Source organism: Halobaculum rubrum (genome assembly GCF_019880225.1).
Lineage (GTDB): Archaea > Halobacteriota > Halobacteria > Halobacteriales > Haloferacaceae > Halobaculum > Halobaculum rubrum.
This window is the reverse complement of record NZ_CP082284.1, coordinates 1,300,962-1,324,933: the sequence shown is the minus strand read 5'-3', so window position 1 is coordinate 1,324,933 and position 23,972 is coordinate 1,300,962. Positions and strand designations below refer to the sequence as shown.

Sequence of the window (23,972 nt, the reverse complement as noted above, 5' to 3'; positions counted from 1 at the left end):
TCCTGGCCAGCTGAACGGCTCGTTCACGCGTGTGTGGGGCTCGATTTCAGGGTCAGCCTCTCGCTGTCGCCGCTGGGGAGGTGTTACTACTCGAGAGCGAGCGAACCGAGAGAAAGGGGGCGCCGACTTACAGCTCGACGGCTTCCTTGTTCCCGAGCGACTCGGGCACGGTGAACCGGATCTCCGTGGTCGCGCCGGCCATCGTGTTGACCTTGATCGTCACTTCCTCACCCTCGCCGAGGTTATTATCGGTGCCCGCGTACGTACTGATGTCGAACACGAGTTTTAGTCGGTCATCCGCGTCGTTGAGGACGCTGCCCGAGTCATCGGCGTCTTTAACGCTGGAGTAGGAGAACTCTTGATTGGCGGGCTTCTGGTTGTCGTAATTATCTGTTGTTGAGACCAACTGGTAGGTTCCAGTCGGGCCGATCCAGGTGACGGTCGCGTTCTGGATGTCGATCTCGCCGGCACCGGGTGCCTGCGTCACGGTCACGTTGACGATGTCGATTTCCCCATTGCTGTCAACGTTGCCGACGGTGGCGACTTCCTGAACCCGGTCGCTGACCTGCTTGCTGCTCTGTTGACCCGTTTCCTGCGACTTGCTCTGGAGGAAGCCGGCGGTGTTGATGAGAACGCCCGCGGCGATCGCCGCCACGAGTACCATCGCGATGAACACGATGAGCGTCCCGATACCCACCTGCCCGCGCTCTTCCTCGTCCGTAATGAACTCGAACATTGGTTTCTACCGAACAAGACAACCGAATCTCACCTGACGTATATATCTCTCCTACGAGAAATCAACTATGAGAACGGGCTGGAAATTGGCGGAAGACCTCCAACCGTGTTCGCATTCATCACGCCGAGGATCACTCGGCATCGCAGGGGGCCACTCCCCGTTCGTCGAGGGAAGTGGAGTGCAATCGTAGCTGTCGCTAGATGCCACGGTAGCTACGCTCTCCACGCGCTGTACTGATGGCGATACGAACCTCGTATTCAGGAAGCCCTGCCCTCAAGCAGCGAACGGCGTCAGCCGCGATCGAGTAGGGTAGGGTGGTTCACGCTGGTGGTCATCTCGGTCGCGCTGGTCGTGGTTCTCGCGTGAACGTGCCTGCCCCCCACCGCGTCCCTTCGCATCGATCCCGCCACATGGTCGCGCGACGATCCCGACGCTTTCAGTAGCCGACCGCCGCGACCCACAGACATGACCGACACACTCGCCGTCACCGACGGGCGCGTGCTCACGCCCGAGTTCGACGTGATCCGCGCCGACGTCCTGATCGACGCCGACGCGGGCGAGATCCTCGAGGTCGGGCCCGACCTCGCCGGCGACGCGGACGGAACGCTCGATGCGACCGACTCGCTCGTGATGCCGGGGCTCGTGAACGCCCACGGCCACGCGACGATGACGCTCCTCCGCGGCTACGCCGACGACAAAGCCCTCGAGGACTGGCTTCAGGAGGACATCTGGCCCGCTGAGGCGGAGCTGACGCCCGAGGACGTGGCCGTCGGCACCCGACTCGCGGCCGTCGAGCTGATCCGGAGCGGAACCACCGCCTTCGCGGACATGTACTTCCACGTCGGCGAGGTCGTCGAGGCGGTCCGCGAGGCCGGCCTCCGCGCCCGCGTCGGCCACGGCGTCGTCACCGTCGGCAAGGACGAGGAGGCCGCACGCGACGACTTCGCCGAGTCGATCGCGGTCGCCGAGGAGTACGACGGCGCCGCCGACGGCCGGGTCCGGACGGCGGTGATGCCGCACGCGCCCCACACCGTCGGCACCGAGTACTTCGAGGAGTTCGTCCCGAGAGTCCGCGAGGCCGGCGTCCCGCTGCACTTCCACCTGAACGAGACCGAGACCTACCTCGACGAGATCGACGCCGAGGCGGGCGTCCGACCGACCGAGTACGCCGACGACCTCGGCCTGCTCGCCGAGGACACGTGGGTCGCCCACGGCGTCCACACCGACGCCTCGGAGATCGAGACGCTCGCCGAGCGCGGCACCGCCGTCGCCCACTGCCCGGCCTCGAACATGAAGCTCGCGTCCGGGATGGCGCCGGTACAGGAGCTGCTCGACGCGGGCGTGACCGTCGCGCTCGGCACCGACGGCGCCGCCTCGAACAACGACCTCGACCTCTTCGACGAGATCCGCGACGCCGCCATGCTCGGCAAACTCGCGGCCGACGACGCCGCTGCGGTCGACGCCGAGACCGCCGTCCGGATGGCGACCGAGGGCGGCGCCGACGCGCTCGGCTTCGACTCCGGCCGGATCGAGGCGGGCGCGAACGCCGATCTCGCCGTCGTCGACCTCGAGGCCGTCCACCTGACGCCCGAACACGACCTCGTCTCGCATCTCGCGTACGCCGCCCGCGGGAGCGACGTGCGCCACACGGTGTGTGACGGCGAGGTGCTGATGCGCGACCGCGACGTGCTCGCCTTCGACGAGGCGGACGTGCGCGAGCGAGCGCAGGACCACGCCGAGGCGCTCGTCGCGCGCGCTGGAGAGTAACACGGACCTGCGACCCCGATCTGGACCCCGTCGACCGGTCTCTCTTGTGATCCGCAATAGGGGGCGCCGGAACGATCGCGGCTATCGGCTGTGCGCGATATTCGCCCGACCGACGGGCGCTTATCATGCTGTTCGAAGAGGAGGTCGTCGTGGCGGTCCCCTCTGCAGGAAACGAGCGCGTCATCAAACCGAGCGGTCTCCTCATCGCCGTCGTCGCCTTCGTCCTGACGCGGTTCCTCGTCGCGGACCTGATCTACACGACCGCCGCGCCGACGCTCCGGATGACGGCCACGCGGACGGTCCCGCTCGTGTTCGGGTTCGGGGTGGTGTTGTACGGGTTCAACCTCGCGATATCGACGTACGGCAGGCGGTACGTCCGTACCGTCGCCGGATGGTTTGCCGTCGGCTGCGTCTTCCTCGCCGCGACCTCGCTCGTCGCGGTGACGGGGGCGACGGGCGGTCCGATGGGCGCGCGCCTCGGCGGGGTCGTCGCGACGATGGTGCTCACCGGCGGGGCGGCCGGCGTGGTGATCGGCGCCCGCTCGGCGACCGCCGACCGGTACCGGGACGAACTCGAGCGCCAAGCCGACCAGGTGGTCCTGCTCGACCGGAAGCTCCGTCACGAGGTGCGCAACTCGATCACCGCCGTCCGGGGGCACGCCGACCTGCTCGCCGACGGCCTGGCTCCGGACGACGACCGCAGCCACGCGGCGATCCGGTCGGGGATCGACCGCATCGAACGGACGATCGAGGGGCTCGAGTTCCTGATCCGGTCCACGCGGGAGACGAACGCCTCGCTCGCGCCGGTTCCGCTCGACGAGGCGGTCGCCTCTGCACGCGGGACGGTCGAGGGCCCGATGGCGGTTCGGGGCGACGATATCGGGTCGGTCTCGGTGCGCGCGGACTCGAACCTCACGACCCTGCTGGCGGAGCTGTTCTCGCTGCCCCCGGCATCGGACGGCGACGGCGCGGCGGCCGTCGAGGTCGCGGTCGACGCGACGACCGTCACGGTCGCCGTCGAGGCGCCCGGCTCGTGGCTCTCCGACCGCGAGACCGACGTGCTGGTCGACGGCGTCCCCGAGTACGAGCACAACGACGTCGACTACGGGGCGCCGATCCTCCACCTCCTCGCCGCACAGTACGGCGGGGGAGTGGAAGTCGTCCGCGACGGCGGCCGGACCCGAGTGGCGGTCCGCCTGCTCCGGACCGGCGAACACGCCCCGCCCGGGAACGACCCGGGCGTGAAGCCGGAGACGCTGCGGCGGTCGCTGGTGGCCGGACTCGTCGCCGGGGTCGCGATGGGGGCCGTTCTGGAGGCGGCGACCGGGTCGCTCGCCGTCATCGGCGCGCTGTACGGGGCCGACGCCTCGATCGGCGGCTGGGTGGCACACCTGTTTCACAGCGCGGTCTTCGCGACGATCTTCGTCGCCGGGCTCTCGGCGTCCCCCGTGTCGGGCGCCCTCGGATCGTTGCGTCGGTCGGTTCCCCTCGGGATCGCGTACGGCTTCGCCCTCTGGCTCGTCGCCGCGGGCGTCGTCATGGGGCTGTGGCTCAACAGCGTCGGGATCCCGACGGAGCTCCCGAATCTCACGCTGCCGTCGCTGCTCGGCCACGTGGTCTGGGGCTGTCTCGTCGGGTCGTTCGCCCCGTTCGTGGCTCGGGACGAGTGAGGCGGCGTGATCGGAGTTCGGCGGGATTATACCGCCCCCGACCCATCCTGACCACATGAGTACGCAGTCGTATCCGCCCGTCACCGATCACCTCGACGACCCCGACTCGGCCCGCGAGGAGGGCCGCCGCAAGATGGACTGGGCGCTCCAGCACATGCCCATCCTGAACCACCTCCGCGAGGAGTTCGCCGACGAGCAGCCGTTCGCGGGCCAGACCATCGGCATGGCGATGCACGTGGAGGCGAAGACCGCGAACCTCGTCGAACTGCTCGCCGAGGGCGGCGCCGAGGTCGCCATCACGGGCTGTAACCCGCTCTCGACGCACGACGACGTGAGCGCGGCGCTGGACGCCCACGAGAACATCACCTCCTACGCGGTCCGGGAGGTCGGCGACGAGGACTACTACGCCGCCATCGAGTCGGTGATCGCTCACGAGCCGACGATCACGGTCGACGACGGGATGGACATGGTCGCGGCCATCCACGAGGACTACCCCGAGCTCATCGACTCCATCGTCGGCGGCGCCGAGGAGACCACGACGGGCGTCCACCGCCTGCGCGCGATGGACGAGGACGGCGAGCTCCACTACCCCGTTTTCGCGGTGAACGACACGCCGATGAAGCGGCTGTTCGACAACGTCCACGGCACCGGCGAGTCCTCTCTCGCGACCATCGCCATGACGACGAACCTCTCGTTTGCCGGCAAGGACGTCGTCGTCGGCGGCTTCGGCTACTGCGGCAAGGGCGTCGCGAAGAAGGCCGCCGGCCAGAACGCGAACGTCATCGTCTGCGAGGTCGACTCCCGGAAGGCGCTGGAGGCGCACATGGAGGGCTACGACGTGATGCCGATGGCGGAGGCCGCCGAGCAGGGCGACGTGTTCATCACGACCACCGGCAACCGCGACGTGATCACCGAGGAGCACTTCGAGGCCATGCAGGACGGCGTCCTCCTCGCGAACGCGGGCCACTTCGACGTGGAGATCAACCTCGACCAGCTCGACGACCTCGCGGTCGACCGCTACGAGGCCCGCGACGGCGTCGAGGCCTACGAGATGGCCGACGGCCGCCGGCTCAACGTCCTCGCGGAGGGCCGCCTCGTCAACCTCGCGGCGCCCATCGCGCTGGGGCACCCGGTCGAGGTCATGGACCAGTCGTTCGGCGTGCAGGCAGTCTGCGTGCGCGAACTCGTCGAGAACGGCGAGGCGTACGGCGCCGGCGTCCACGAGGTGCCCGACGAACTCGACCGCGAGGTCGCCGAGGTGAAGCTCGCGGCCGAGGGCGTCGAGTTCGACGACCTCAGCGACGAACAGCGCGAGTACATGGGCTCGTGGCAGCACGGGACCTGAACTGAGACGCCTGCCGGCCGTCTCCCCGGACGCGACACCGACCCGAACCGGGGCTCGTCCCCCGAGCGGCTCGGCTGCGCCGTCGCGCTCGCTCCCCCGCGAGGCCGTCCGTTTCCTCCGACCGACGCGCGGACGCTATCGCGTGTCGCCGAAGCGGAACTCGCTCTCGTCGTCACCGTCGCCCGCCATCGGGTGCTCGCTGCCGCCGTCGGTGGCGGCGGTCGCACCGCCGGACCTCCCGCCGCCAACCCGGGTGTCGACCGCGGCGGCTCCCTCGGCCTGGTCGGTCTCGAACGCCTCGACACGCGCTCCGAGCCGTTCGGCCTCCCGGCGCAGTTCCTCCGCGCGGTCGGCGGCGCCGGCGACGGCGTCGCGCCCGCGCCCGCTGGCGGTCTCGGCGCGCTCGGCCGCATCGGTCACCGACTCTCCGGCCTCCAACGCCTCCTCGGCGGCGGCGACGACGGACTCGGCGGTCGCGGCCTGATCGTCGGTCGCCCGCGAGATGGCGTCGACGGAGTCGGCGGCGGCCTCGACGGCGCGCGCGAGGTCGTCCATCCGCTCGACGGCCGACTCGACGGTCGAGGCGCCCGACTCCATCCGATCGCTCATCCGTCCCATCCGGTCGGACGTCTCGTCGGTCGCGTCGGTCACCTCGTCGATGGTGGCGGCGATCTCGTCGGTGGCGTCGCCGGCCTCCTCGGCGAGCGTCTTCACCTCATTGGCGACGACCGCGAAGCCGTCGCCCTCCTCCCCGGCGCGGGCCGCCTCGATGTTTGCGTTGAGCGCCAGGAGGTTCGTCTCCTCGGCGACCTCCTCGATCAGTTCGACCATCTCGGTGATCTCGTCCATCCGTGACTCCAGGGTGACGACCGCCTCGTTGGCCCTCGCCACCTCGTCGGAGATGGCCGACATCTCCTCGGCGGCGTCACTGGCAGCCGCTCGTCCGGACTCCCCCAGCTCCGCGGCGTCGTCGACCTCGCGTGCGACCTCGTCGGCCTGGCTCGCTACCTCCTCGACGGTCGCCGAGAGGTCGCTCAGGTCGTCCGTGACCGAGACGAGTCGCTCGCGCTGGTCGTCGGCAACGGTCGCGATGTCGTCGGCGGCGCCGCTCGCCTCCTCGATGGCGTCCGCCGCGGCTGTCACGTCGTCGGCGAGCGCTCCGCTGTCGGCGTCGACGGCGCGCGCCTCCGCATCCACCGCGCCAACTGTCGACTCCAGCCCGTCGAGCATCCCGTTCGCGGCCGCCTCGAGGTCCGCCAGCGCCTCCTCCTCGGTGTCGGCGCCGAGCCGGACCGTCAGATCGCCGTCGCCGGCGGCGGCGAACGCCCGCTCGTACTCGTCGACCGCCGTGCGCATCTCTCGGACGACGCCCTCGGCGCGCTCGCGCGCCTCTGTCGCCTCCTCACGGGCCGCCTCCGCCTCGTCGAGCTGCTCGCGCAGCGACGACTTCAGGTCCGACAGCGCGTCGTTGAGGTCGCCGAGCTCGTCGTCGCGGTCCTGATCGAACGTCGTGGAGAAGTCTCCCGCCGCGAGCGAGCGGGCGCTGGCGGTCAGCTCGTTGGAGACGCCGATGAGGTCCGACGAGATGACGAACCCTCCGCCGACGAACAGCGCGGTGGTCGCGGCCCAGCCGACGAGGACGGGCAGCGTCGGGTAGCCGAGCACGGCGGCGACGCCTCCGGAGAGCCCGCCGCCGAGCGTAGCCAACACCACGTACCCCGCCATGACCTCGGTCAACATCCCCTGTCGAAGCGGCTTCGGTAGCAGCGTAGAGACGTTCATGCGTGGCCGCTCGGGTCCCCGTCATATAACCCACTGGCCGGACGTATCGAAGCTGATACCCAACGTCGAGGGAACCGAGAGACGGCGGCGCTACAGCGGCACCCGCGCCCGCGTCTCGTACTCGGGGCCGTCGGTCGTCAGCGTCGACTCTGTGAGGCGGATCTCGTCGACCTCGAACCGTCCCACCGTCGGGTCCTCGTTCAGATACTCCAGCACCCGCCCCTTCCCGCGGGCGTCGTCCATCCGTGCGAGGGTGAAATGCGGCGTGAACTCGTGGTCGGCCTCGTCGAACCCGAGCGCGACCGTCTCGCGCTCGACCGCCTCGGCGATCCGGGTCAGCTCCGTGGCGCCGTGTCCGTCACGCACGCCGACCCAGATCACGCTGATATAGTCGGTCGACGGGAAGACGCCCACGCCGCCCACTTCGAGCTCGAAGGCGCTCGCGTCGGCGTCCGCGACAGCGGCCTCCAGCACCCCGGCCACGTCGCCGACGCGTGCCTCGTCGGTGTCGCCGAGGAACGTCAGTGTGCAGTGCGCCTGCTCGGGGTCGGTGAACCGGAGGCTCTCGACGTCGCGAAGGGGCTCCTGCACGGCGGCGAACGCGTCCGCGAGCCGGTCCGGGAGGTCGACCGAGACGAACAGTCGCGGCATACGGGGGCGTCGTCGTCGGGGACCAAAAACCGCACGCGCAACATACATCCGTCCACACGGTCCAACTCGTAGCAATGAGCGACGACGAGTCCGAACGCAAGCCACACGAGTTCTCAGAGGGGCAGGGCCTCGACGAGGACTACGAGGAGTTCACTCTCGACCCGGAGGAGCTGCAGGCGGACCCCTCCCAGGTCGACCCGGTCGACACGCGCGTCCTCACCGACCTGCTCGACGAGCGCAACATCCCGAAGGATCGCGTCGACGTGGAGAGCCTGATGGAAGTCGCGCTCTCCTACATGGGGATCAATCGCTTCGAGGAGGCGACCGAGACGTTCGAGCGCGCCGCCCAGTTCGCCGAGGACGACTCCCTCGACGAGCAGGAGGCGTGGGTGAACAAGGGCGTCGCCCACGCGCAACTGGAGGAGTGGGACGAGGCCATCGGCTCCTACCGCGAGGCGCTGCGCATCGACGACGACTCCGAACACGCCGCCAGCGCCGAGACGAACCTCGCGTACGCGCTCCACGAGAACGGTCAGGGCGAACAGGCGCTCGAACACGCCGAGAACGCCGTCGAGATCGACCCACGCTTCCCGCAGGCGTGGTACAACCGCGGGTTCTTCCTCGTCGAGCGCGGCCTGCTCGAGGACGCCGTCACGGCCTTCGACAACGCGATCCGCCTGGGGATGCGCAACGCCGAGGTGCTCGAGGAGAAGGCGCGCGCGCTCGACGAGCTCGGCCGCGAGGACGAGGCCGAGCAGGCCGCCGAGCGCGCCGAGGAGATCCGCGAGGAGGCCGAACAGCGGATGGTCGAGGAGCACGCCGAGGGCGGCGCGGGAGCGACCGGCGCGATGGGCGGCGGGATGAACGGTTCCGGCGACGGCGGCGGACCGGGCGGTCTCGGCGGCCGCGACGGCGGCGACGACCTCGATCTCGGGGGCCTGTAGATGAGCGACGACGCCGGGGGCGACGACGCGGGCCCCGGCGGCCACGCCAACGGCGACGTGGAAGCGGCGTTCCTGCTTTCGCGCCGCGAGACGCCCGAGGGAACGCTCGTCGCGGTCTGCGACGCGGACGTGCTCGGCGAGACGTTCGAGGACGGCGAGGTGAGATTGGAGGTGACCGAGGCGTTCTACGGCGGCGACGAGGCCGAACCCGCCGACGCCGACGCGGTCGTCGAGGGGCTGTACGACGCCGACACCGCGAACCTCGTGGGCGCCGACTGCGTCGGCGTCGCCGTCGACGCCGGCGTCATCGACGCCGACCGCGTGCTGGAGGTCGACGACACGTTACACGCGCAACTGCTCTGGCTCTGACCCGCCACCGGTCTTCAGGACTGGCGGCGACTCGTAGCCGGTTTCGGGTACGAACCCCCCGAACGACCGAAGGGATGTTACCCCTCCGACCCCTCATATCGGGTAATGGAAGCGCCTGAGCAGGAACCGTATCCGCTCGATATCGAGGCCGTCCGCGCGGACTTCCCCATCCTCCAGCGGAAGGTCGGCGGCGACGTGACGGTCCCCGGCGAGGACGAGGGGGACACGAAGCCGCTCGTCTACCTCGACAACGCGGCGACGAGTCACACGCCCGACCCGGTCGTCGACGCCATCGCCGACTACTACCGCTCGTACAACTCCAACGTCCACCGCGGCATCCACCACCTGAGCCAGGAGGCGTCGGTCGCCTACGAGAACGCGCACGACCGTGTGGCCGAGTTCATCGGCGCGGAGGGGCGCGAGGAGGTCGTCTTCACGAAGAACACCACCGAGGCGGAGAACCTCGTCGCCTACGCGTGGGGACTCAACGAACTCGGGCCCGAGGACAACGTCGTCCTCACCGAGATGGAGCACCACGCCTCGCTGGTCACGTGGCAGCAGATCGGGAAGCGCACCGGCGCCGACGTGCGGTTCATCCGCGTCGACGAGGACGGCCGCCTCGACATGGACCACGCCCGCGAACTCGTGGACGACGACACCGCGATGGCGAACGTCGTCCACGTCTCGAACACGCTCGGCACGGTGAACCCCGTCGCCGAACTCGCGGACCTCGTCCACGACCACGACGGACTGATCTTCGTCGACGGCGCGCAGTCGGTGCCGCACATGCCCGTCGACGTGGACGCTATCGACGCGGACTTCTTCGCGTTCTCGGGGCACAAGATGTGCGGCCCCACCGGGATCGGCGTGCTGTACGGGAAGGAGCACCTGCTGGAGGAGATGGAGCCGTACCTCTACGGCGGCGAGATGATCCGCAAGGTCACCTTCGAGGACAGCGAGTGGGAGGACCTCCCGTGGAAGTTCGAGGCCGGCACGCCCGTCATCGCGCAGGGGATCGCTCTCCACGCGGCGATCGACTACCTTGAGGACATCGGGATGGAGAACGTCCACGCCCACGAGCAGCTGCTCGCGGAGTACGCCTACGATCGGCTCACCGAACAGGACGACGTGGACATCTACGGGCCGCCGGGCGACGACCGCGCGGGGCTCGTGGCGTTCAACCTCGACGGCGTCCACGCCCACGACCTCTCCAGCATCCTCAACGACCACGCCGTCGCCGTCCGCGCCGGCGACCACTGCACCCAGCCGCTGCACGACAAGCTCGGGGTCGCAGCCAGCGCCCGCGCGAGCTTCTATATCTACAACACCCGCGAGGAGATCGACAAACTGGTCGAGGCGGTCGACGACGCGCGACAGCTGTTCGCGTAGCTCCCGCCTGCCCATCGTTTCCGTCGCGACCGGCCCGGGCTACGCTCCCGATTCCCACCCCCGATCACTCCCCTGTGGCCGCCCCCGGACCACTCTTCGTGACGCTCGTGGACCCCCGTCCCCGGAACGCTTAACGGACTCACTCGCCAACCACAGACAACAATGGGCATTGGCGGCGGCTCCGACATGTATCGACAGCAGATACTCGACCACTACAAGAACCCGCGAAACCACGGCGAACTCGACGACGCCACGTTCTCCCACACGGGCGAGAACCCCTCCTGCGGCGACACGATCACCGTCGACGTGCGCCTGGAGGAGGACGACGAGACCATCGACTACATGGCCTTCTCGGGCGACGGCTGCGCCATCTCGCAGGCGTCGGCGTCGATGCTGTCCCAGCGCCTGCAGGGGATGACCCTCGACGAGTTGGAGGCGATGGACACCGACGACATCACGGAGATGCTCGGCGTCGACATCTCCCCGATGCGGATCAAGTGCGCCGTGCTCGCCCGGCAGGTCGCGCAGGACGGCGCGAAGCTCCACGAGGGCGAGATCGACGACCTCGACATCACCAAGACCGAGGACTGACGCCGACTCGCGGACTCCCAGCCAGTTCGTCCCGCGGACGACTCAGGGAACCGGCCCGAACAGGTCGCGGTTCACCGCGACGTAGCCGAGTGCTCCCCGTTCCAACTGCGCGGTTCTCGTCTCCGTCCACGCCGACAGCGTCGCCGCCGACACGGCTTCCGACTCGCGCACGGAGGCGACGACGGTTTCGAGGACGATCCGCAGGAACGTCCCCTCGTCGGCCGGATAGGCGGCGCCCCCATGGGTTCCCGCTCCGTCAGAGGTTCCCTCGATCACCCAGTCGGCGCGCGCGTCGACCGCCGGTGGCGTCCCGACCTCCCGGAACCGACCGGCGAGCAGCGTCGCCGCCCGCCCGCGGTTGCGCATCGTCCCGTGGAAGGCGTCGATCACGGCGTCGTCGGCCGGGTGCTCGGGCGCGAACCGGGTCTCGCCGTCGAAGGTGAGCGGCAGGTGATACCAGCCATCCGGGGCAGCTGTCCGGAGGAGCGCGAGCACGTCGTCGGGAGCCAGCAGGTCCGCGAACGACCGCGCGACCACGCCGTCGAAGTCGCCGGCGCGGTCGTCGGCGACCTCGCGAGCGTCACCGACCGCGAAGTGGACGCGGAGCGTCGCGTCGAAGTCGGGGAGATCGAGCAGCAGTCCAGACCCCTCGGTTTCGACTCCGTACCCCGCCTCGCGTGCCGCCTCGTGCAGCCGATCTCGTCCGGCTGACAGCACCCGCTCGTCGGCGTCGACGGCGAGCCACTCGCCCGCCGGCAGCGCGCCGTCGGCGAGCAGACGGCGAACCATTCCGCAGGTGCCGGCGCCGGCCTCAAACACGCGGACCCCATCCGCCGACCCCTGCCCCTCGTCCGCCCCGGGCGCCGGTCGCTCCAGCGCCGCCCGGAACGCGTCGGTCGCCGCGTCGCTGTGGGCGCGGCCGTCGACCGTCCGCGCCGCCTCCAGATACGTCACGTCGTCACCCTCCATCGGCCACCTCCGCGAGGAAGTCCCGGACGCCCGCGACGGTGTCGGCCCAGTCGGGGTGGGCGTCGAAGCGCCGGAGCGCCGCGGTTCCCATCCGCGCCAGTCGGTCGCGGTCGCCCGTGAGCGCCGAGAGCGCCTCCCGGACGCCTCCCACGTCGCCGGGGTCGACGAGGAAGCCGTTCTCGCCCTCCGTGACGATCGAGGACGCACCGCCCGCCGCGGAGGCGATCGCCGGGAGGCCGAAGCCCATCCCCTCCAGATACGCCATCCCGAACCCCTCGTGCTCGGAGGGAACCGCGAGGACGTGCGACTCCCGGAGGACGGCAGCGAGGTCGGCCGTCGACAACTTCCCGCGGAACGACACGCAGTCGGCGACGCCGAGGTCGGCCGCGATCGCGCGCACCTCGCGGGCGTGGCCCGGGTCCGGTTCGGGACCGACGACGGCGAGTCGCCAGTCGGCGTCGGCGCCGGCGACCGCCCGCAGCAGCGTCGGATGTCCCTTCCGGGGGACGAGCGATCCGAGCGAGACGATTCGGAACGGGTCCTCGCGGGCGCGGCGGTCCACGTCGGCTGGCACCACCGCGGGGTCGAACTGGTCGGCCGGCGGGGGCGCGACGTGGGTTCGGATGCCGTCGACGAGGGACCTCACGTCGCGTTCGGTCGGGTCGCTCACGCAGACGGCGGCCGAACTCCCAGCGAGAAAGAGCCGTTCCAGCCGCGCCGCGACCGGCGCGAGCCGGTCCCCTTCGGCGCGCCGGAGGTGATGCACCAGCGCGACGACGGGCGTGCCGCCGCGGCGGAGCCGGCGGACGAGCCCCCACGTGCTGGCATGGGCGAGTTCGTCCACGACGACCACGTCGGCGTCTCTCAGTCGGTCGGGTACCCCGGTCGCGAGCCCGGGTGCGTCGAGGACGGCGAGCGGATAGCGTCGCCACGGCACCGAGAACACGCGAACCGTCGCGCCGGTCGCGCGGAGGCCGGCGACGAGGCGGCGATCGTAGCGGAACCCCCCCGAGGTCGTGGCCGGGTCGCCGGGGACGACGAGGGCGACGGCGAGGCCGTCGCCGGCAGGGTCGTCGTCGCTGTCGACGGCTGTTGACGACCCGGGCGGCGGCTCAGCCATCGGCGACGACGTCGTCCACGCCTGTACCGGCGATCGGTCCCTCGTAGCCGGCGGCGGCCTCGTCGTCCTCCCAGACGGTCACGCGGAGCGTCTCGGCGGACCCGCCCGCGGCGGCCGGGGCGATCCGGTCGTGGAGGACGCGCGCGAACCGTTCGACGCTGGGGTTGTACCCCTCGAACTCCGGAAGGTCGTTCAGCGTCGCGTCGCGATAGCGTTCCTCCGCCTCGTCCAGCGCCGCGCGCACGTCGTCGATGTCGACCAGGTAGTCGTACTCGTTTAGCGAGGGTCCCGCGAAGGCCGCCTCGACGGAGAAGACGTGCGAGTGAAGATCGCCCTCGGGACCGGGGTCGGGGACGGTGAGATAGTGCTGTGCGACGAACTGCCGCGTGACGGTCGTTCGGTATGTCATGTGTTTGGGGCGGCGGGACGACCGCGGTCGGGAACGCCCCGTCGCGTCGGGACGAGCGCGCTCCGCGTCGCGTCCGTCGATCTGATGAGCGATCACAGCGACCCCGGCACACTAAACGTGTCGAGCGCGGCGAGCCACCCTCACCCGACCAACTCCTCGACGACCGGGGGAAGCCGGCGTCGGACGATCGCGTACACGATCCCGAGGAAGACGCAGACGGCTGCGACCGCCGGCAACGGCGCGGGGTAGAACGCGACGATCGGGGCCGCGAGCACCGCGGTAGCGACGGCGTCCTCGGGGGCGCCGTCGTAGCGGATCCAGAAGCGCGGACGGATCCACCGACCGTGGAGATGATCGTAGACGGCCTCCGCGGAGGTCCGTTCCCACGGCCGGATCTCATCGCCTGCGCCGAGGGCGTCGGTTCCAGCGTGGACGGCGAACGACGCGGTCCCCACGGCCGCCGCGACGGTCGCAGCCGTCGGAGCGACCGCGGCGATGCCGATCGCCGGGAGCGCCAGTGCCCACCCCAACACGGGGAAGTGGAGCGTCCGCCGATGGCGTCCGACGAACAGGTCGAGATCCGGGAGGAGTCCGCCGACGATCCCCGCGACTGCGGCCGGAGCGGCCAACTCGGGCGCGACCGCGAGGACGGGAGCTGCAAGCACTGCGCCCGAAAGGGCGTGCGTGAACGCCATCACGGCCTACGACTCGCGTCTGTAGAGGACGACGAGAACGACGACGAGGACGACCTGCACGACCTTGTCCGCGATCCCGGTCGCCCCGAAGTCGGGGGCGTTCGCGACGTACCACAGCGGGATCTGCCCGGCGGTGAACGGGATCCCGAGCACGTAGAACAGGTGGCGACGGTAGTCGAACAGCACCGCTGCCACACCGCCGAGGAAGCCGACTCCCGCGATCAGGAACGCGACGGCCATCCCGGTCTCCGAACTGAACGCGTACGCGAGCCACAGGTGGATGACGCCGGTGATCGCCGCGAGCGCGATCCCGAGCCAGTGCAGTCCAGTCATCGTCTCCGTGTGGAGGGCCAGCCCCTCAGACGCCGTTTCGGTGCTCATACTCGTATGGAGGGCGGGTATCGTGTTAAAAACTCTCACGGCATCGGTCGAGCGGTGATACCACCTGTACGGAGGGGGGCAGCCTATTCGGGCTTGAGGCCGCCGTCCTGCACGCGCATCACGGCCTCGCCGTCCGCCAGGTTCGGCGCGTCGACGAGTCGCACGATCCGCTTGTCGCCCTTCGACTTGCGGAGGTAGATCCGGAACGTCGAGGTGTGACCCAGGATGTTGCCGCCGATCGGCTGGGTCGGGTCACCGAAGTACGAGTCGGGGTTGGAGGCGACCTGGTTCGTCACGAGCACGACGCAGTTGTAGAGGTCGCCGATGCGCATCAGGTCGTGCAGGTGCTTGTTGAGCTTCTGCTGGCGCTCGGCGAGCTCGCCCCGACCGACGTACTCGGCGCGGAAGTGGGCAGTCAGCGAGTCGACGGTGAGCATCCGCACGGGCCAGTCGGTGTCCTCGGCCTCGCTGGCGAGTTCTTTCGCCTTCTCGGCCAGCAGGATCTGGTGGTTGGAGTTGAACGCCTTCGCGACGTGGATGTGGTCGAGGAAGTCCTCGACCAGCGTGCGCATGTCGTCGTCGTCGTCGGGCGATCCCTCGATCTCGCGGCGCTCGAACTCGCGCTCGAGGATCTCGTCGTCCAGCCCGCGGACCATGTCGTCGATCCGCTCGGGGCGGAACGTGTCCTCGGAGTCGACGAAGATAGCCGACCCGTCCAGTCCGCCGTCGTCGTTGGAGAGCTGGACGTTCACGGCCATCTGGTGGGTCACCTGCGACTTGCCGGCGCCGAACTCGCCGTACACCTCGGTGATCGACTGCGTCTCCATCCCGCCGCCCAGGAGGTCGTCGACCTCGTCGATCTGCCACGAGAGCTTGCCGATCTCCTCGCGTCGTTCGAGCACCTGTGCGCCGGACTCGAAGCCGCCGATGTCAGCCGCCTCGCGGGCGCCCTGGATGATGTCGTTCGCCGTCGAGTCGCCGATGTCGGCCGTGTTGCCCAGTTCCGCGGGGCTCGCGACCGCGATGCTCTGGTAGCTGTCGAAGCCCGCGTCGACGAGTTTGTCTGCGGTCGCGGGGCCGACGCCGGGGAGTTCCTGGAGGTCGTCTTCTGCCATCGTACCTCCTCCTTGCTCGGCTCCCCCCATAAACCCTCGTTAACACCAAAGTGGAAGTGAAACTCCGGTACGTCGTCGTGTCGATCACGGACGGTGTGCGAGGATTCAGAAGGGATGGGACGGTGATCGGGGAGTCGAGGTCGCCGTGGACGTATCTGCCGCGTGGCCGCGGGAGGCTAGCTCCAGGGGTGGCCGTTCGGGCTGTCCGGCCACAGGGGGTACCAGTACTCCTTGTCGGATTCGATGCCGAGCTCTCCGTCCAGCACCGACTCCAGTTTGAATTCGGTTTTGTTGCTCCGACTGCTGGTTCCCGTCGGGGCGAACGGGTAGTACGCGCCGCGGCGGAACGAGTAGATCCAGTAGGCGTGGCGGTCGGGGTCGCGCTCGTCGGCGAAGCCGAACACCGCCGCCAGCAGTCGCGAGCCGTACCCCCGGTCGACGAACTCGTCGGCCGCGAAGTGGACGGAGGTGACGAGGTCCTCGGGGTCGTCGTCGCCAAGGATCACCCAGTGGTAGCCGTGGTCGTCCTCGCGGCGGCGGAACGTCGTCCCCGTCTCCTCGGCGCCGGCGTCGAGGATCGACTCCACGGCGTCGACGGTGTCGGCGAAGTCGGTCGAATCGACCGACGAGAAGCACAGCGCCGCCTCGTCGACCGACCGGAAGCCGAGGTCCGCCTCCATCGTGACGTAGGCGGTGCTCATGCCGAACAGGTCCTCGGGGTCGGCGTCGCTGACGGCGTCGGCCTCCGCGCGCGAGCCGAGCACGGATCTGAGTGTGTCGAGAATCCCCATTGGCGCTGTCGGTACTCCGTGGGGCGGCGTGTTCAAGCCGTCGCTCGCGCGGGCGGGCGCTCTCGAGTCGACACCGCCACGCCGCCGGCACCGTGAGTTCCCTTGGATCGCGTCGATCACCATCGCGGCGGCGACGACCGCCTCCTTCGGCACGGCGTCGTCGTCGTCGATGGTGATCTCGTAGGTGTCCGCCAGCGAGAGCGTCCCGGCGATCGTGCCGACGTGGGCGCCGTTCGCGTCGGTGATCTCGTAGCGGTGCGGGATCCAGTGGCCGAACGAGAGCACGTTCCGTGCGATCGTCGTCAGGGCACCGCGGGAGTCGATCCTCGCGAGCGCCGCCTCCGTGTCGGCGTCGACGAACGGGAACTGTTCCTTCAGCTTCAGCATCTTCTGTTTCCCGCGCAACACGACGTTCCCCGACCAGTCCTCCGCCCGGTACTTGTTGCGCACGAGGCTCTGGACCACGGTGTCGGTGTCGTCGGCGAGATCGATCCCGGAGATGTCGTACGTGGGTCGCGCATACGGTCTGTTCCGCGGAATCGTGTTTCAGGCTTCACACGGACGGAACGATGCGAGACTGGGCGAGGTGAAGCGGACCGTTCCGTTCCACCCCGCTCCGCCCTTCGCCCCGAGCGCGCCGCTACTCGGTTCAGGCGGTCTCGAGCTCCCGTTCCAGGTCGCGGAGCCGCTCGACGCGTTTCTCGGTGCTCGGGTGCGTCGAGAACAGCTTCCCGATGAACCCGGACCTGATCGGGATGACGAAGAAGGCGTTCATCTCAGCGGTGTCGCGGAGGTCCTCCTTCGGCACCTTCTCCATCCCGCTGTCGATGGTGACGAGCGCCGACGCGAGCGCGCCGGGGTTGCCCGAGATGGCCGCGCCGCCGCGGTCGGCGGCGAACTCGCGATAGCGCGACAGCAGGCGGATGAGCATGAACGAGATCACCCACACGACCAGTGAGACGAGGATGGCGACGATGACCGGCGCCTGGTTGCCGCCGCCGCGGTTGCCCCCGCCGCCGCCGAACAGCCAGCCCCACCGTACGACGATGAACGCCAGCGTCGAGAGGAACGACGCGATGGTCATCACCATGACGTCGCGGTTCTTGACGTGCGCCAGTTCGTGGGCGAGCACTCCCTCCAGCTCCTCGTCGTCGAGCGTGCGAAGCAGTCCGGTCGTCACGCAGACGGTCGAGTTCTTCTGTGAGCGGCCGGCGGCGAAGGCGTTCGGGACGCGGGTGTCCGCGACCGCGACCGTCGGCTTCGGGAGATCCGCCTGTTGGGAGAGGCGGGTGATCTTCCGGTGCAGTTCCGGATACTCCTGTTCTGACACCTCCTTGGCGCCCATCGAGTACAGCGCGAGCTTGTCGCTGAAGAAGAACTGTCCGAGCGAGAACAGCCCCATGATCGCGACTATCGCGAACAGCCCCACGTACTGGGACAACACCGCGACGAACACGATGTAGAGGGCGAACAGCAGGAACCCGGTCAGGACCATCCGGCCCCGCAGGCCCCAGTCTGTCTTCCATTCCATACCCCGCATACCGGACCCACGGCTTAAACGCTGTCGCGGCTCGGCGGGGTCGGTCGAAGGATGTGCTCGTACGTGTTGGTCGCGGTCCTTCCCCCGTATCCGCCGCTCCGCGACTCGGCTTCCCGTGAGCCGTTTTCCCGTGGCCCGGATCTGTGGCGGGTCGTGCCGTCCCGTCGACGTGGCGCGGCTCGCTCGATCGTGTCGGCGAGGCGCTCTCGGATCCGGAGAACAGTCATTTTGGCCGGCCTAAAGCCCGTCTGCCGCGGTTGTGCCCTGCGAGATAGCAACAACTAATGGGACGGCCGGCGAAACGCGAAACGAGATGCCCACGGTCGAATACCTTAACTACGAAGTACTTGACGACAACGGCTGGGAGATGGACGACGACGACCTCTTCGACAACGCGGCCGACGCCGGGTTGGACGAGGAGGACTACGGCGAACTCGAGGTCAACCAGGGCGAATACATCCTCGAGGCCGCCGAGGCGCAGGGCTTCGACTGGCCCTTCTCGTGTCGCGCCGGCGCGTGTGCGAACTGCGCGGCCATCGTGCGGGAGGGCGAGATCAACATGGACATGCAGCAGATCCTCTCCGACGAGGAGGTCGAGGAGAAGAACGTCCGCCTGACCTGCATCGGGTCGCCCGAGACCGACGAGGTCCGGATCGTCTACAACGCGAAGCACCTCGACTACCTCCAGAACCGCGTCATCTGAGCGCGGTCTGCCGGTCGAGTTCTCGGTTTATTTTCCTTCTCCACAGCGGCGCGTTCCCCGATGATACGCCCACGACGACGCTTCTCACAACCGAGACGTAGACGGTAACGACTAACCTTCCGGGGCCGCGCGACGGACTATGAACGTGCTCGGCGTCGCCACCGCGGCCGACCTCCTCCGACTTCTCCTCCTCCCGGGGTTGGCGTGGGCCGCCTACCGCGATATCCGGACCCGCCGGGTCGCGAGTTCCCTCTGGCTGCCGCTGCTCGCGATCGGCGCGCTCGCGCTCGCCGTGGAGGCGGCCGGCGCGTACCCGTTCGACGGCTACGCCGGCCGGCTGTTCCTCGTTCGGGTCGGGTTCTCGATCCTCTTTCTGGTCCCCTTCTCGCTGCTCGCCTACCGGATGGCCGCCTTCGGCGGCGCCGACATGAAGGCGCTCGTCGTGCTCGCGGTCGCGTTCCCGACCACCCCCGGGTACGTCGTCCCGCTGTCGATCCTGCCGGACGTGACGTGGCTTCACACCGTTGGCTTCCCGGTCCATCCCTCGGCGCTGGGCGTCACGGCGATGTCGGCGCTGACGAACGCGGTGCTGTTCGGCGCCGGCTACATCGCCCTGCTGTTCGCGTCGAACGTCGCCGCCGGCCGGATCTCCTCTGCGATGTTCGTCGGCCGCTGGACCGCGGTCGAGGACCTCCCGGACGTACACGGCCAACTCATCCGCGCCGATGGGCTCCGCCCGCAGCGGGGCCTCGACCTCGACGCGCTTCGGATGTACCTCCGGTGGCGCGGCGCCACGCTCGCGGCCGTCCGTGCGGACCCCGACGCGCACCGCGACCCGGCCTCCGTCGGCGAGACGCACCCGCCGACCGACGGCGCGGTCCACGACGGTCCGCGGACGGACGGGGGCGTCGACGACCGCGGATTCGAGTTCCCCGAGTCGAGCTCGACGGCCGATGACGCCGCCGGCGACCGGGACGCCGCTGCGGCGCCGGGACGCGACGGGCCGGCGGCCGACGCCGAGGCGTCCGCCGTCGACGACCCGTGGGCCGCCGAGCGGTTCCTCGACGACATCGAGGGCACCGCCTACGGCACGACGCCCGAGACGCTCCGCGAGGGGCTGGAGCGCGTCGCCGCGGAGGACGCGCTGTGGGTGTCTCCAGGGCTCCCGTTCCTCGTACCGCTGTTCGGCGGGCTCGTGCTCGCGTTGACGTACGGGGACGTGCTGACGGTCGCGCTCGGGACGCTCGGGCTGGTCTGACCTCCCAGGAATCCCCCCGCCCCGACTCGACCACGCGGCTGAGGTCGCGCCCGCCACGCACAAGACCTATTCGCCGCAGCCCCGACGTTCGGACCGATGAGGGATTCCACGCCCGACGCCGAACCCGACGACCGGATCGCGGTCGACTTCGGCGACGACGGGCTCGTCCCCGCCGTCGCGCAGGACGCCGACTCCGGCGAGGTCTTGATGCTCGCGTACGTGAACCGGGAGGCGCTCGCTCGCACGCGAGAGACCGGCCGCGCGCACTACTACTCGCGCTCCCGCGACGAGCTGTGGGAGAAGGGCGCGACGAGCGGGCACACTCAGGAGATCCGCGAGGTCCGCGTCGACTGTGACGCCGACACGCTCCTGTATCTCGTCGACCAGACCGGCGGCGCGTGCCACACCGGGCACCGCTCGTGTTTCCACCGCACGCTCGACGGCGAGCACGTCGGCGAGCGCGTGTTCGACCCCGACGCGGTGTACGAGTAACGGATGGTACGCGACGCCGACGCGGCCCCCGAGGCGAACGCGACCGCCGGGCCGAACGCGACGCCGGACCCGCTCCCGGACGCCGAGCGCGACGCGGCCGCGCTCGCGGCGACGCTCCGTGAGGCTCGCGGGCGACTGGAGAACGCGACCGCCGCCGTCGAGGAACACGGCGAGTCGACGCTGTCGACCGTCCGCGACGCCGTTCGGCGCGCGGACCGCCTGCTGGACCGCTACGTCGACTCTGCGACCGGGACGGGCGACTTCCAGGCGTACGTCGAATTTCAGGGGGAGTTCGCGGCCGTCGTCGAAGACCTCGACGAGGATATCCCCGGACGCGACGCGTTCGAACGCGCGAACGAGGCCGTCGACGGCCGCCGGCTCTCGGAGTCCGACTTCGAGCGCGCCCGCGAGGCGCTTTCGCCCGCCCGCGACCTCGCCGACCGGCTGGCCGAGCGCGAGGCGGCCGAGGCCGCGGTCCACGACGCCGAACGGGACGTCACACGGCGCCTCGACGCGCTGGACGACCGGATCGCGGCGCTGGAACGGCTCGTCGAGCTCGGGGAGGCGGACCTGACCGCTCCCACCGAGGAACTTCGTGAGCCGATCGCCGCCTACAACGACGCCGTTCGCGACGCGTTCGACGACGTCCGCCGGGAGGCGTCCGCCCGCGAGCTGCTGGCGTTCGTCGCGGACGCGGCGGAGACGCCGTTCGTCGACTACGCCGCGCCGCCGCCGGAGCTGCGCTCGTTCCTCGACTCGTCGCCCGCCGACGGGGCGGCGCTTCCGGACCTACTCGAGTACGCCGACTACTCCGCCTCCAAGCTCGACCACTACGTCGAGGACTCGGGGACGTTCACGGCGCGGGTTCGGCCGCACCGGACGTACCTCCAACGGCTGTCCGCGGCGCCGCTCACGGTCGACTGGCCGCCGCCGTCGGCCGAGACGCTCCGGTTCCAGCGCGAGGAGCTCGTCTCCGTCGTCGCCAAGTTCGCGCCCGAGGGGACCGTCGCCCGCGCCCGCCGGCTGCGGGAGGCCGCGGACCACCCCGACTACGAGCGGCTCCGCCGCGCCGCCGAGGCCGAGGCGGAGCTGTCGGACGCGGAGGTCGAGCGCGTCGCCTCGGGCGAGGCGGCCGCCGAGCTGGCCGAGGCACGCGAGCGACGCGAACTGCTGACGGACGCGCTCGTGGCCGCGGACTCGTAACCGCAAGGGATCACGGCGACCGGCTACAGCGGCCGCACGTACACCGCCGTCGGGTACGACTCCCCGCCCACCTCGAACGCCGAGGCACCGATCCGCTCGAACCCGCGCGCCTCGTAGAAGTCCCGGGCCGCGTGGTTCTCGGTGAACGTCTCCAGGGCCAGCCGCGAGCACGCGTCGGGGACGCGCTCGACCGCGGCCGCCAGCAGCGCCGAGCCGACGCCCGCTCCCTGCGTGTCGGGGGCGACGTAGATCGCCCGTAGCTCGGCGTCGTCGCGCTCGCAGAACGCCGTCCGTTCGTCGTTCCACACCGCGTCGGCGAAGCCGACGACCGCGCCCGGCTCTCGGTCGACGGCGACGAGGAACGCCCGGCCGTCGGCGGTCGCACGGTCGTACCGCTCCCGGAGCTCGACGCCGTCGGGGACCGTCATCGCGTCCAGCCGCTCATCCGGGAGGATGTCGGCGTACGCGTCGCGCCAAGCGGCGCGGTTGACGACCAGCGCCGCACGGAACTCGGTCGGGGAGGCGACGGGACGCACCTCGATGTCCATGTGCGGGAGTCGGGGTCGGCGGGAGGAAAGGATTCGGGGGACACGGTCGGGGAGCAGTGGGAGAGCGGGCGGTCGGGCGCTCGCGATCGGAGCGCGGGCGGTCGGCGGGAGACGGTCGGCCGGCTACGCCGCGGCGTCGGCCTTCGCTTCCTCCAGCGCCTCGCGCACGTCCCGCACCAGCGCGGCCGCACGGTCGGCGTCGGCGGACTCGGCGTACACGCGCACCTTGGGCTCCGTGCCGGATGGACGCACGAGCACCCACGCGTCGCCGTAGTCGAGCCGATAGCCGTCCTTCGTGTCGGGCTCCGCGTCGGCGGCGTCGGCGTAGGCCGCGGCGGCCGCGAGCATCGCGTCCAGCTCGGCGTCGGTGTCGTACGTGAGGTTCTCGCGGACGTTCGTGTAGTCGGCGTACGGCGCGACGATCTCGCTGACGGCGGCGTCGCGCTCGGCGAGCAGTTCGAGGAACTTCGCGGCGATGAACGCCCCGTCGCGCACCAGTCGGTAGTCGGGGAAGAAGACCCCGCCGTTGCCCTCGCCGGCGATGGGGACGGACTCGTTCTCGCGCCACAGCTCCTTGATCCGGGTGATGATGTTCGTCGAGCCGATGGGGGTGAGTTCGAGGTTCGCGCCGGCGGCCTCGCACACGTCCACGAGGCGCTGGGAGACGTTCACCGCGGCGACGGTCGTGTCGCCCTCGCCGAGGTCGTGGGCGGCGAGTGCCGCCAGCGAGGCGTCGCCCTCGACGTACTCGCCGGCCTCGTCGAAGAAGATGGCGCGGTCGGCGTCGCCGTCGTGGGCGACCCCCACGTCCGCGTCGGCCGCGCGCACGAGGCGCCCGAGGTCGTCGAGGTTCTCCCGCACCGGCTCCGGGTTGCGGCCGGGGAAGTGGCCGTCCGGCTGGGCGTTCACGGTGACGACGTCGCAGCCGAGCTCGCGGAAGAACTCGGGGGAGGTGAGCGCGCCGGCGCCGTGGCCGGGGTCGAGCGCGACCGTGAGGTCGGCGTCGGCGACGGCGTCGCGGTCGATCGTGTCGAGCATCTCCGCGACGTAGTCGTCGTTTGCGTCGGGGATGCGGCGGGAGTCGCCCATCCGGTCCCACGACACCGTCGTCGGCTCCTCGGCGAGCAGACGCTCCTCGACGGCCTCGAGTCGGTTCACCGGGAGCTCGATCCCGTCGTCGCCGACGAGCTTGACGCCGTTGAACTCCGGTGGGTTGTGCGACGCGGTGATCATCACGCCGGGTATCGATTCGACCTCGCAGTAGCGCACCAGGCTCGGGGTCGGGACCACGCCGAGTCGCTCCACGTCGACGCCGGCGGCGGTGACGCCGGCGGCGGCGGCGTCTGCGAACGTCCGCCCGGAGGTGCGGGTGTCGCGACCCAGGGCGACGCGCTCGGCGTCCCACGTCGCCGCCGCGGCCGCGGCCACGCGGGAGACGAACTCCGGGGTGAACTCCTCGCCGACGACCCCGCGGGTGCCGCTCGATCCGAAGACCTTCATTCGG

Annotated in this window: 24 protein-coding genes and 1 pseudogene; 11 read left to right on the top strand and 14 right to left on the bottom strand. The window is 70.2% G+C overall.

Annotated elements, in window-relative coordinates; translation table 11 throughout:
• Nucleotides 1-127: 127 nt before the first annotated feature.
• Complete coding sequence (locus K6T25_RS06980; RefSeq protein ID WP_222917548.1) at nt 128-736, bottom strand: archaellin/type IV pilin N-terminal domain-containing protein; 609 nt, start codon at nt 734-736, stop codon at nt 128-130.
• Nucleotides 737-1,201: 465 nt separating this feature from the next.
• Between K6T25_RS06980 and K6T25_RS06975 the strand changes: the two genes are divergently transcribed.
• From K6T25_RS06975 to K6T25_RS06965, 3 genes are all read left to right on the top strand, one after another.
• Nucleotides 1,202-2,503, top strand: a complete 1,302-nt coding sequence (locus K6T25_RS06975; RefSeq protein ID WP_222917547.1) for an amidohydrolase — start codon at nt 1,202-1,204, stop codon at nt 2,501-2,503.
• Nucleotides 2,504-2,628: 125 nt separating this feature from the next.
• Nucleotides 2,629-4,173 carry a histidine kinase dimerization/phospho-acceptor domain-containing protein gene (locus K6T25_RS06970; RefSeq protein ID WP_222917546.1) on the top strand — a complete coding sequence of 515 codons (1,545 nt, stop codon included), beginning with the start codon at nt 2,629-2,631 and terminating at the stop codon, nt 4,171-4,173.
• Between the two features lie 55 nt (nt 4,174-4,228).
• A complete protein-coding gene (locus K6T25_RS06965) occupies nt 4,229-5,518 on the top strand; it encodes an adenosylhomocysteinase (RefSeq protein ID WP_222917545.1) in 1,290 nt (429 codons plus the stop codon).
• 135 nt (nt 5,519-5,653) lie between these two features.
• Here the strand turns inward: K6T25_RS06965 and K6T25_RS06960 are convergent, their stop codons facing one another.
• The gene (locus K6T25_RS06960) at nt 5,654-7,300 is read right to left on the bottom strand and encodes a methyl-accepting chemotaxis protein (RefSeq protein ID WP_222917544.1); all 1,647 of its coding nucleotides are present in this window, start codon (nt 7,298-7,300) and stop codon (nt 5,654-5,656) included.
• Nucleotides 7,301-7,390: 90 nt separating this feature from the next.
• Nucleotides 7,391-7,951 carry an RNA 2',3'-cyclic phosphodiesterase gene (thpR, locus tag K6T25_RS06955; protein WP_222917542.1) on the bottom strand — a complete coding sequence of 187 codons (561 nt, stop codon included), beginning with the start codon at nt 7,949-7,951 and terminating at the stop codon, nt 7,391-7,393.
• 74 nt (nt 7,952-8,025) lie between these two features.
• On the opposite strand from thpR, the gene K6T25_RS06950 reads away from it, so the two are divergent.
• The 4 genes from K6T25_RS06950 to sufU all read left to right on the top strand — a co-directional run bounded on the left by K6T25_RS06950 (nt 8,026) and on the right by sufU (nt 11,244).
• Nucleotides 8,026-8,895 (top strand): tetratricopeptide repeat protein, encoded by an 870-nt coding sequence (locus tag K6T25_RS06950; RefSeq protein ID WP_222917540.1) that lies wholly within the window; start codon nt 8,026-8,028, stop codon nt 8,893-8,895.
• Nucleotides 8,896-9,264 carry a DUF424 domain-containing protein gene (locus K6T25_RS06945; protein WP_222917539.1) on the top strand — a complete coding sequence of 123 codons (369 nt, stop codon included), beginning with the start codon at nt 8,896-8,898 and terminating at the stop codon, nt 9,262-9,264.
• Between the two features lie 105 nt (nt 9,265-9,369).
• Nucleotides 9,370-10,653, top strand: coding sequence for an aminotransferase class V-fold PLP-dependent enzyme (locus K6T25_RS06940; protein WP_222917537.1), 1,284 nt, complete (start codon nt 9,370-9,372; stop codon nt 10,651-10,653).
• 168 nt (nt 10,654-10,821) lie between these two features.
• Nucleotides 10,822-11,244 carry a Fe-S cluster assembly sulfur transfer protein SufU gene (gene sufU / locus K6T25_RS06935; protein ID WP_222917915.1) on the top strand — a complete coding sequence of 141 codons (423 nt, stop codon included), beginning with the start codon at nt 10,822-10,824 and terminating at the stop codon, nt 11,242-11,244.
• 42 nt (nt 11,245-11,286) lie between these two features.
• On the opposite strand, the gene K6T25_RS06930 is transcribed toward sufU, so the two are convergent.
• The 9 genes and pseudogenes from K6T25_RS06930 to htpX all read right to left on the bottom strand — a co-directional run bounded on the left by K6T25_RS06930 (nt 11,287) and on the right by htpX (nt 18,255).
• Nucleotides 11,287-12,213 carry a class I SAM-dependent methyltransferase gene (locus K6T25_RS06930; protein ID WP_222917536.1) on the bottom strand — a complete coding sequence of 309 codons (927 nt, stop codon included), beginning with the start codon at nt 12,211-12,213 and terminating at the stop codon, nt 11,287-11,289.
• Complete coding sequence (locus tag K6T25_RS06925) at nt 12,203-13,333, bottom strand: glycosyltransferase family 4 protein (RefSeq protein WP_222917534.1); 1,131 nt, start codon at nt 13,331-13,333, stop codon at nt 12,203-12,205. The genes K6T25_RS06930 and K6T25_RS06925 overlap by 11 nt, the downstream gene beginning before the upstream one ends.
• Nucleotides 13,326-13,742 carry a 6-pyruvoyl trahydropterin synthase family protein gene (locus K6T25_RS06920; RefSeq protein WP_222917533.1) on the bottom strand — a complete coding sequence of 139 codons (417 nt, stop codon included), beginning with the start codon at nt 13,740-13,742 and terminating at the stop codon, nt 13,326-13,328. Before K6T25_RS06920 ends, K6T25_RS06925 begins: the two co-directional genes overlap by 8 nt.
• 140 nt (nt 13,743-13,882) lie before the next feature.
• Nucleotides 13,883-14,437 carry a metal-dependent hydrolase gene (locus K6T25_RS06915; protein ID WP_225917832.1) on the bottom strand — a complete coding sequence of 185 codons (555 nt, stop codon included), beginning with the start codon at nt 14,435-14,437 and terminating at the stop codon, nt 13,883-13,885.
• Between the two features lie 6 nt (nt 14,438-14,443).
• Nucleotides 14,444-14,818, bottom strand: coding sequence for a DUF7475 family protein (locus tag K6T25_RS06910; RefSeq protein WP_222917530.1), 375 nt, complete (start codon nt 14,816-14,818; stop codon nt 14,444-14,446).
• Between the two features lie 83 nt (nt 14,819-14,901).
• Complete coding sequence (radA, locus tag K6T25_RS06905; protein ID WP_222917528.1) at nt 14,902-15,933, bottom strand: DNA repair and recombination protein RadA; 1,032 nt, start codon at nt 15,931-15,933, stop codon at nt 14,902-14,904.
• Nucleotides 15,934-16,109: 176 nt separating this feature from the next.
• On the bottom strand, nt 16,110-16,724 hold the full coding sequence (pspAB, locus tag K6T25_RS06900) for a PspA-associated protein PspAB (protein WP_222917913.1): 615 nt from the start codon (nt 16,722-16,724) through the stop codon (nt 16,110-16,112).
• A gap of 96 nt (nt 16,725-16,820) precedes the next feature.
• Nucleotides 16,821-17,264: pseudogene (locus K6T25_RS06895) on the bottom strand (LURP-one-related/scramblase family protein); the annotation flags it as partial.
• A 109-nt stretch (nt 17,265-17,373) separates the two neighbouring features.
• Complete coding sequence (gene htpX, locus K6T25_RS06890) at nt 17,374-18,255, bottom strand: zinc metalloprotease HtpX (RefSeq protein ID WP_222917527.1); 882 nt, start codon at nt 18,253-18,255, stop codon at nt 17,374-17,376.
• A gap of 322 nt (nt 18,256-18,577) precedes the next feature.
• Here htpX and fer point away from each other — a divergent pair, with 322 nt between their 5' ends.
• From fer to K6T25_RS06870, 4 genes are all read left to right on the top strand, one after another.
• The gene (gene fer / locus K6T25_RS06885; RefSeq protein ID WP_222917525.1) at nt 18,578-18,967 is read left to right on the top strand and encodes a ferredoxin Fer; all 390 of its coding nucleotides are present in this window, start codon (nt 18,578-18,580) and stop codon (nt 18,965-18,967) included.
• A 145-nt stretch (nt 18,968-19,112) separates the two neighbouring features.
• The gene (locus tag K6T25_RS06880; RefSeq protein ID WP_222917911.1) at nt 19,113-20,225 is read left to right on the top strand and encodes a prepilin peptidase; all 1,113 of its coding nucleotides are present in this window, start codon (nt 19,113-19,115) and stop codon (nt 20,223-20,225) included.
• A gap of 96 nt (nt 20,226-20,321) precedes the next feature.
• The gene (hisI, locus tag K6T25_RS06875) at nt 20,322-20,717 is read left to right on the top strand and encodes a phosphoribosyl-AMP cyclohydrolase (protein WP_222917524.1); all 396 of its coding nucleotides are present in this window, start codon (nt 20,322-20,324) and stop codon (nt 20,715-20,717) included.
• A 3-nt stretch (nt 20,718-20,720) separates the two neighbouring features.
• Nucleotides 20,721-21,920 carry a DUF7118 family protein gene (locus K6T25_RS06870; RefSeq protein WP_225917831.1) on the top strand — a complete coding sequence of 400 codons (1,200 nt, stop codon included), beginning with the start codon at nt 20,721-20,723 and terminating at the stop codon, nt 21,918-21,920.
• Between the two features lie 23 nt (nt 21,921-21,943).
• Here K6T25_RS06870 and K6T25_RS06865 read toward each other — a convergent pair whose 3' ends face one another.
• Together K6T25_RS06865 and glmM are read right to left on the bottom strand one after the other, a co-directional pair.
• On the bottom strand, nt 21,944-22,468 hold the full coding sequence (locus K6T25_RS06865; protein ID WP_222917522.1) for a GNAT family N-acetyltransferase: 525 nt from the start codon (nt 22,466-22,468) through the stop codon (nt 21,944-21,946).
• 123 nt (nt 22,469-22,591) lie between these two features.
• Nucleotides 22,592-23,968 carry a phosphoglucosamine mutase gene (glmM, locus tag K6T25_RS06860; protein ID WP_222917521.1) on the bottom strand — a complete coding sequence of 459 codons (1,377 nt, stop codon included), beginning with the start codon at nt 23,966-23,968 and terminating at the stop codon, nt 22,592-22,594.
• Nucleotides 23,969-23,972: the final 4 nt, after the last annotated feature.

Excerpts from the sequence above, each read along its gene's own strand:
- K6T25_RS06980 (WP_222917548.1), bottom strand. The coding sequence starts at position 736 with ATGTTCGAGTTCATTACGGACGAGGAAGAGCGCGGGCAGGTGGGTATC.
- K6T25_RS06975 (WP_222917547.1), top strand. The coding sequence starts at position 1,202 with ATGACCGACACACTCGCCGTCACCGACGGGCGCGTGCTCACGCCCGAG.
- K6T25_RS06970 (WP_222917546.1), top strand. The coding sequence starts at position 2,629 with ATGCTGTTCGAAGAGGAGGTCGTCGTGGCGGTCCCCTCTGCAGGAAAC.
- K6T25_RS06965 (WP_222917545.1), top strand. The coding sequence starts at position 4,229 with ATGAGTACGCAGTCGTATCCGCCCGTCACCGATCACCTCGACGACCCC.
- K6T25_RS06960 (WP_222917544.1), bottom strand. The coding sequence starts at position 7,300 with ATGAACGTCTCTACGCTGCTACCGAAGCCGCTTCGACAGGGGATGTTG.
- thpR (WP_222917542.1), bottom strand. The coding sequence starts at position 7,951 with ATGCCGCGACTGTTCGTCTCGGTCGACCTCCCGGACCGGCTCGCGGAC.
- K6T25_RS06950 (WP_222917540.1), top strand. The coding sequence starts at position 8,026 with ATGAGCGACGACGAGTCCGAACGCAAGCCACACGAGTTCTCAGAGGGG.
- K6T25_RS06945 (WP_222917539.1), top strand. The coding sequence starts at position 8,896 with ATGAGCGACGACGCCGGGGGCGACGACGCGGGCCCCGGCGGCCACGCC.
- K6T25_RS06940 (WP_222917537.1), top strand. The coding sequence starts at position 9,370 with ATGGAAGCGCCTGAGCAGGAACCGTATCCGCTCGATATCGAGGCCGTC.
- K6T25_RS06930 (WP_222917536.1), bottom strand. The coding sequence starts at position 12,213 with ATGGAGGGTGACGACGTGACGTATCTGGAGGCGGCGCGGACGGTCGAC.
- K6T25_RS06925 (WP_222917534.1), bottom strand. The coding sequence starts at position 13,333 with ATGGCTGAGCCGCCGCCCGGGTCGTCAACAGCCGTCGACAGCGACGAC.
- K6T25_RS06920 (WP_222917533.1), bottom strand. The coding sequence starts at position 13,742 with ATGACATACCGAACGACCGTCACGCGGCAGTTCGTCGCACAGCACTAT.
- K6T25_RS06915 (WP_225917832.1), bottom strand. The coding sequence starts at position 14,437 with ATGGCGTTCACGCACGCCCTTTCGGGCGCAGTGCTTGCAGCTCCCGTC.
- K6T25_RS06910 (WP_222917530.1), bottom strand. The coding sequence starts at position 14,818 with ATGAGCACCGAAACGGCGTCTGAGGGGCTGGCCCTCCACACGGAGACG.
- radA (WP_222917528.1), bottom strand. The coding sequence starts at position 15,933 with ATGGCAGAAGACGACCTCCAGGAACTCCCCGGCGTCGGCCCCGCGACC.
- pspAB (WP_222917913.1), bottom strand. The coding sequence starts at position 16,724 with ATGGGGATTCTCGACACACTCAGATCCGTGCTCGGCTCGCGCGCGGAG.
- htpX (WP_222917527.1), bottom strand. The coding sequence starts at position 18,255 with ATGGAATGGAAGACAGACTGGGGCCTGCGGGGCCGGATGGTCCTGACC.
- fer (WP_222917525.1), top strand. The coding sequence starts at position 18,578 with ATGCCCACGGTCGAATACCTTAACTACGAAGTACTTGACGACAACGGC.
- hisI (WP_222917524.1), top strand. The coding sequence starts at position 20,322 with ATGAGGGATTCCACGCCCGACGCCGAACCCGACGACCGGATCGCGGTC.
- K6T25_RS06870 (WP_225917831.1), top strand. The coding sequence starts at position 20,721 with ATGGTACGCGACGCCGACGCGGCCCCCGAGGCGAACGCGACCGCCGGG.
- K6T25_RS06865 (WP_222917522.1), bottom strand. The coding sequence starts at position 22,468 with ATGGACATCGAGGTGCGTCCCGTCGCCTCCCCGACCGAGTTCCGTGCG.
- glmM (WP_222917521.1), bottom strand. The coding sequence starts at position 23,968 with ATGAAGGTCTTCGGATCGAGCGGCACCCGCGGGGTCGTCGGCGAGGAG.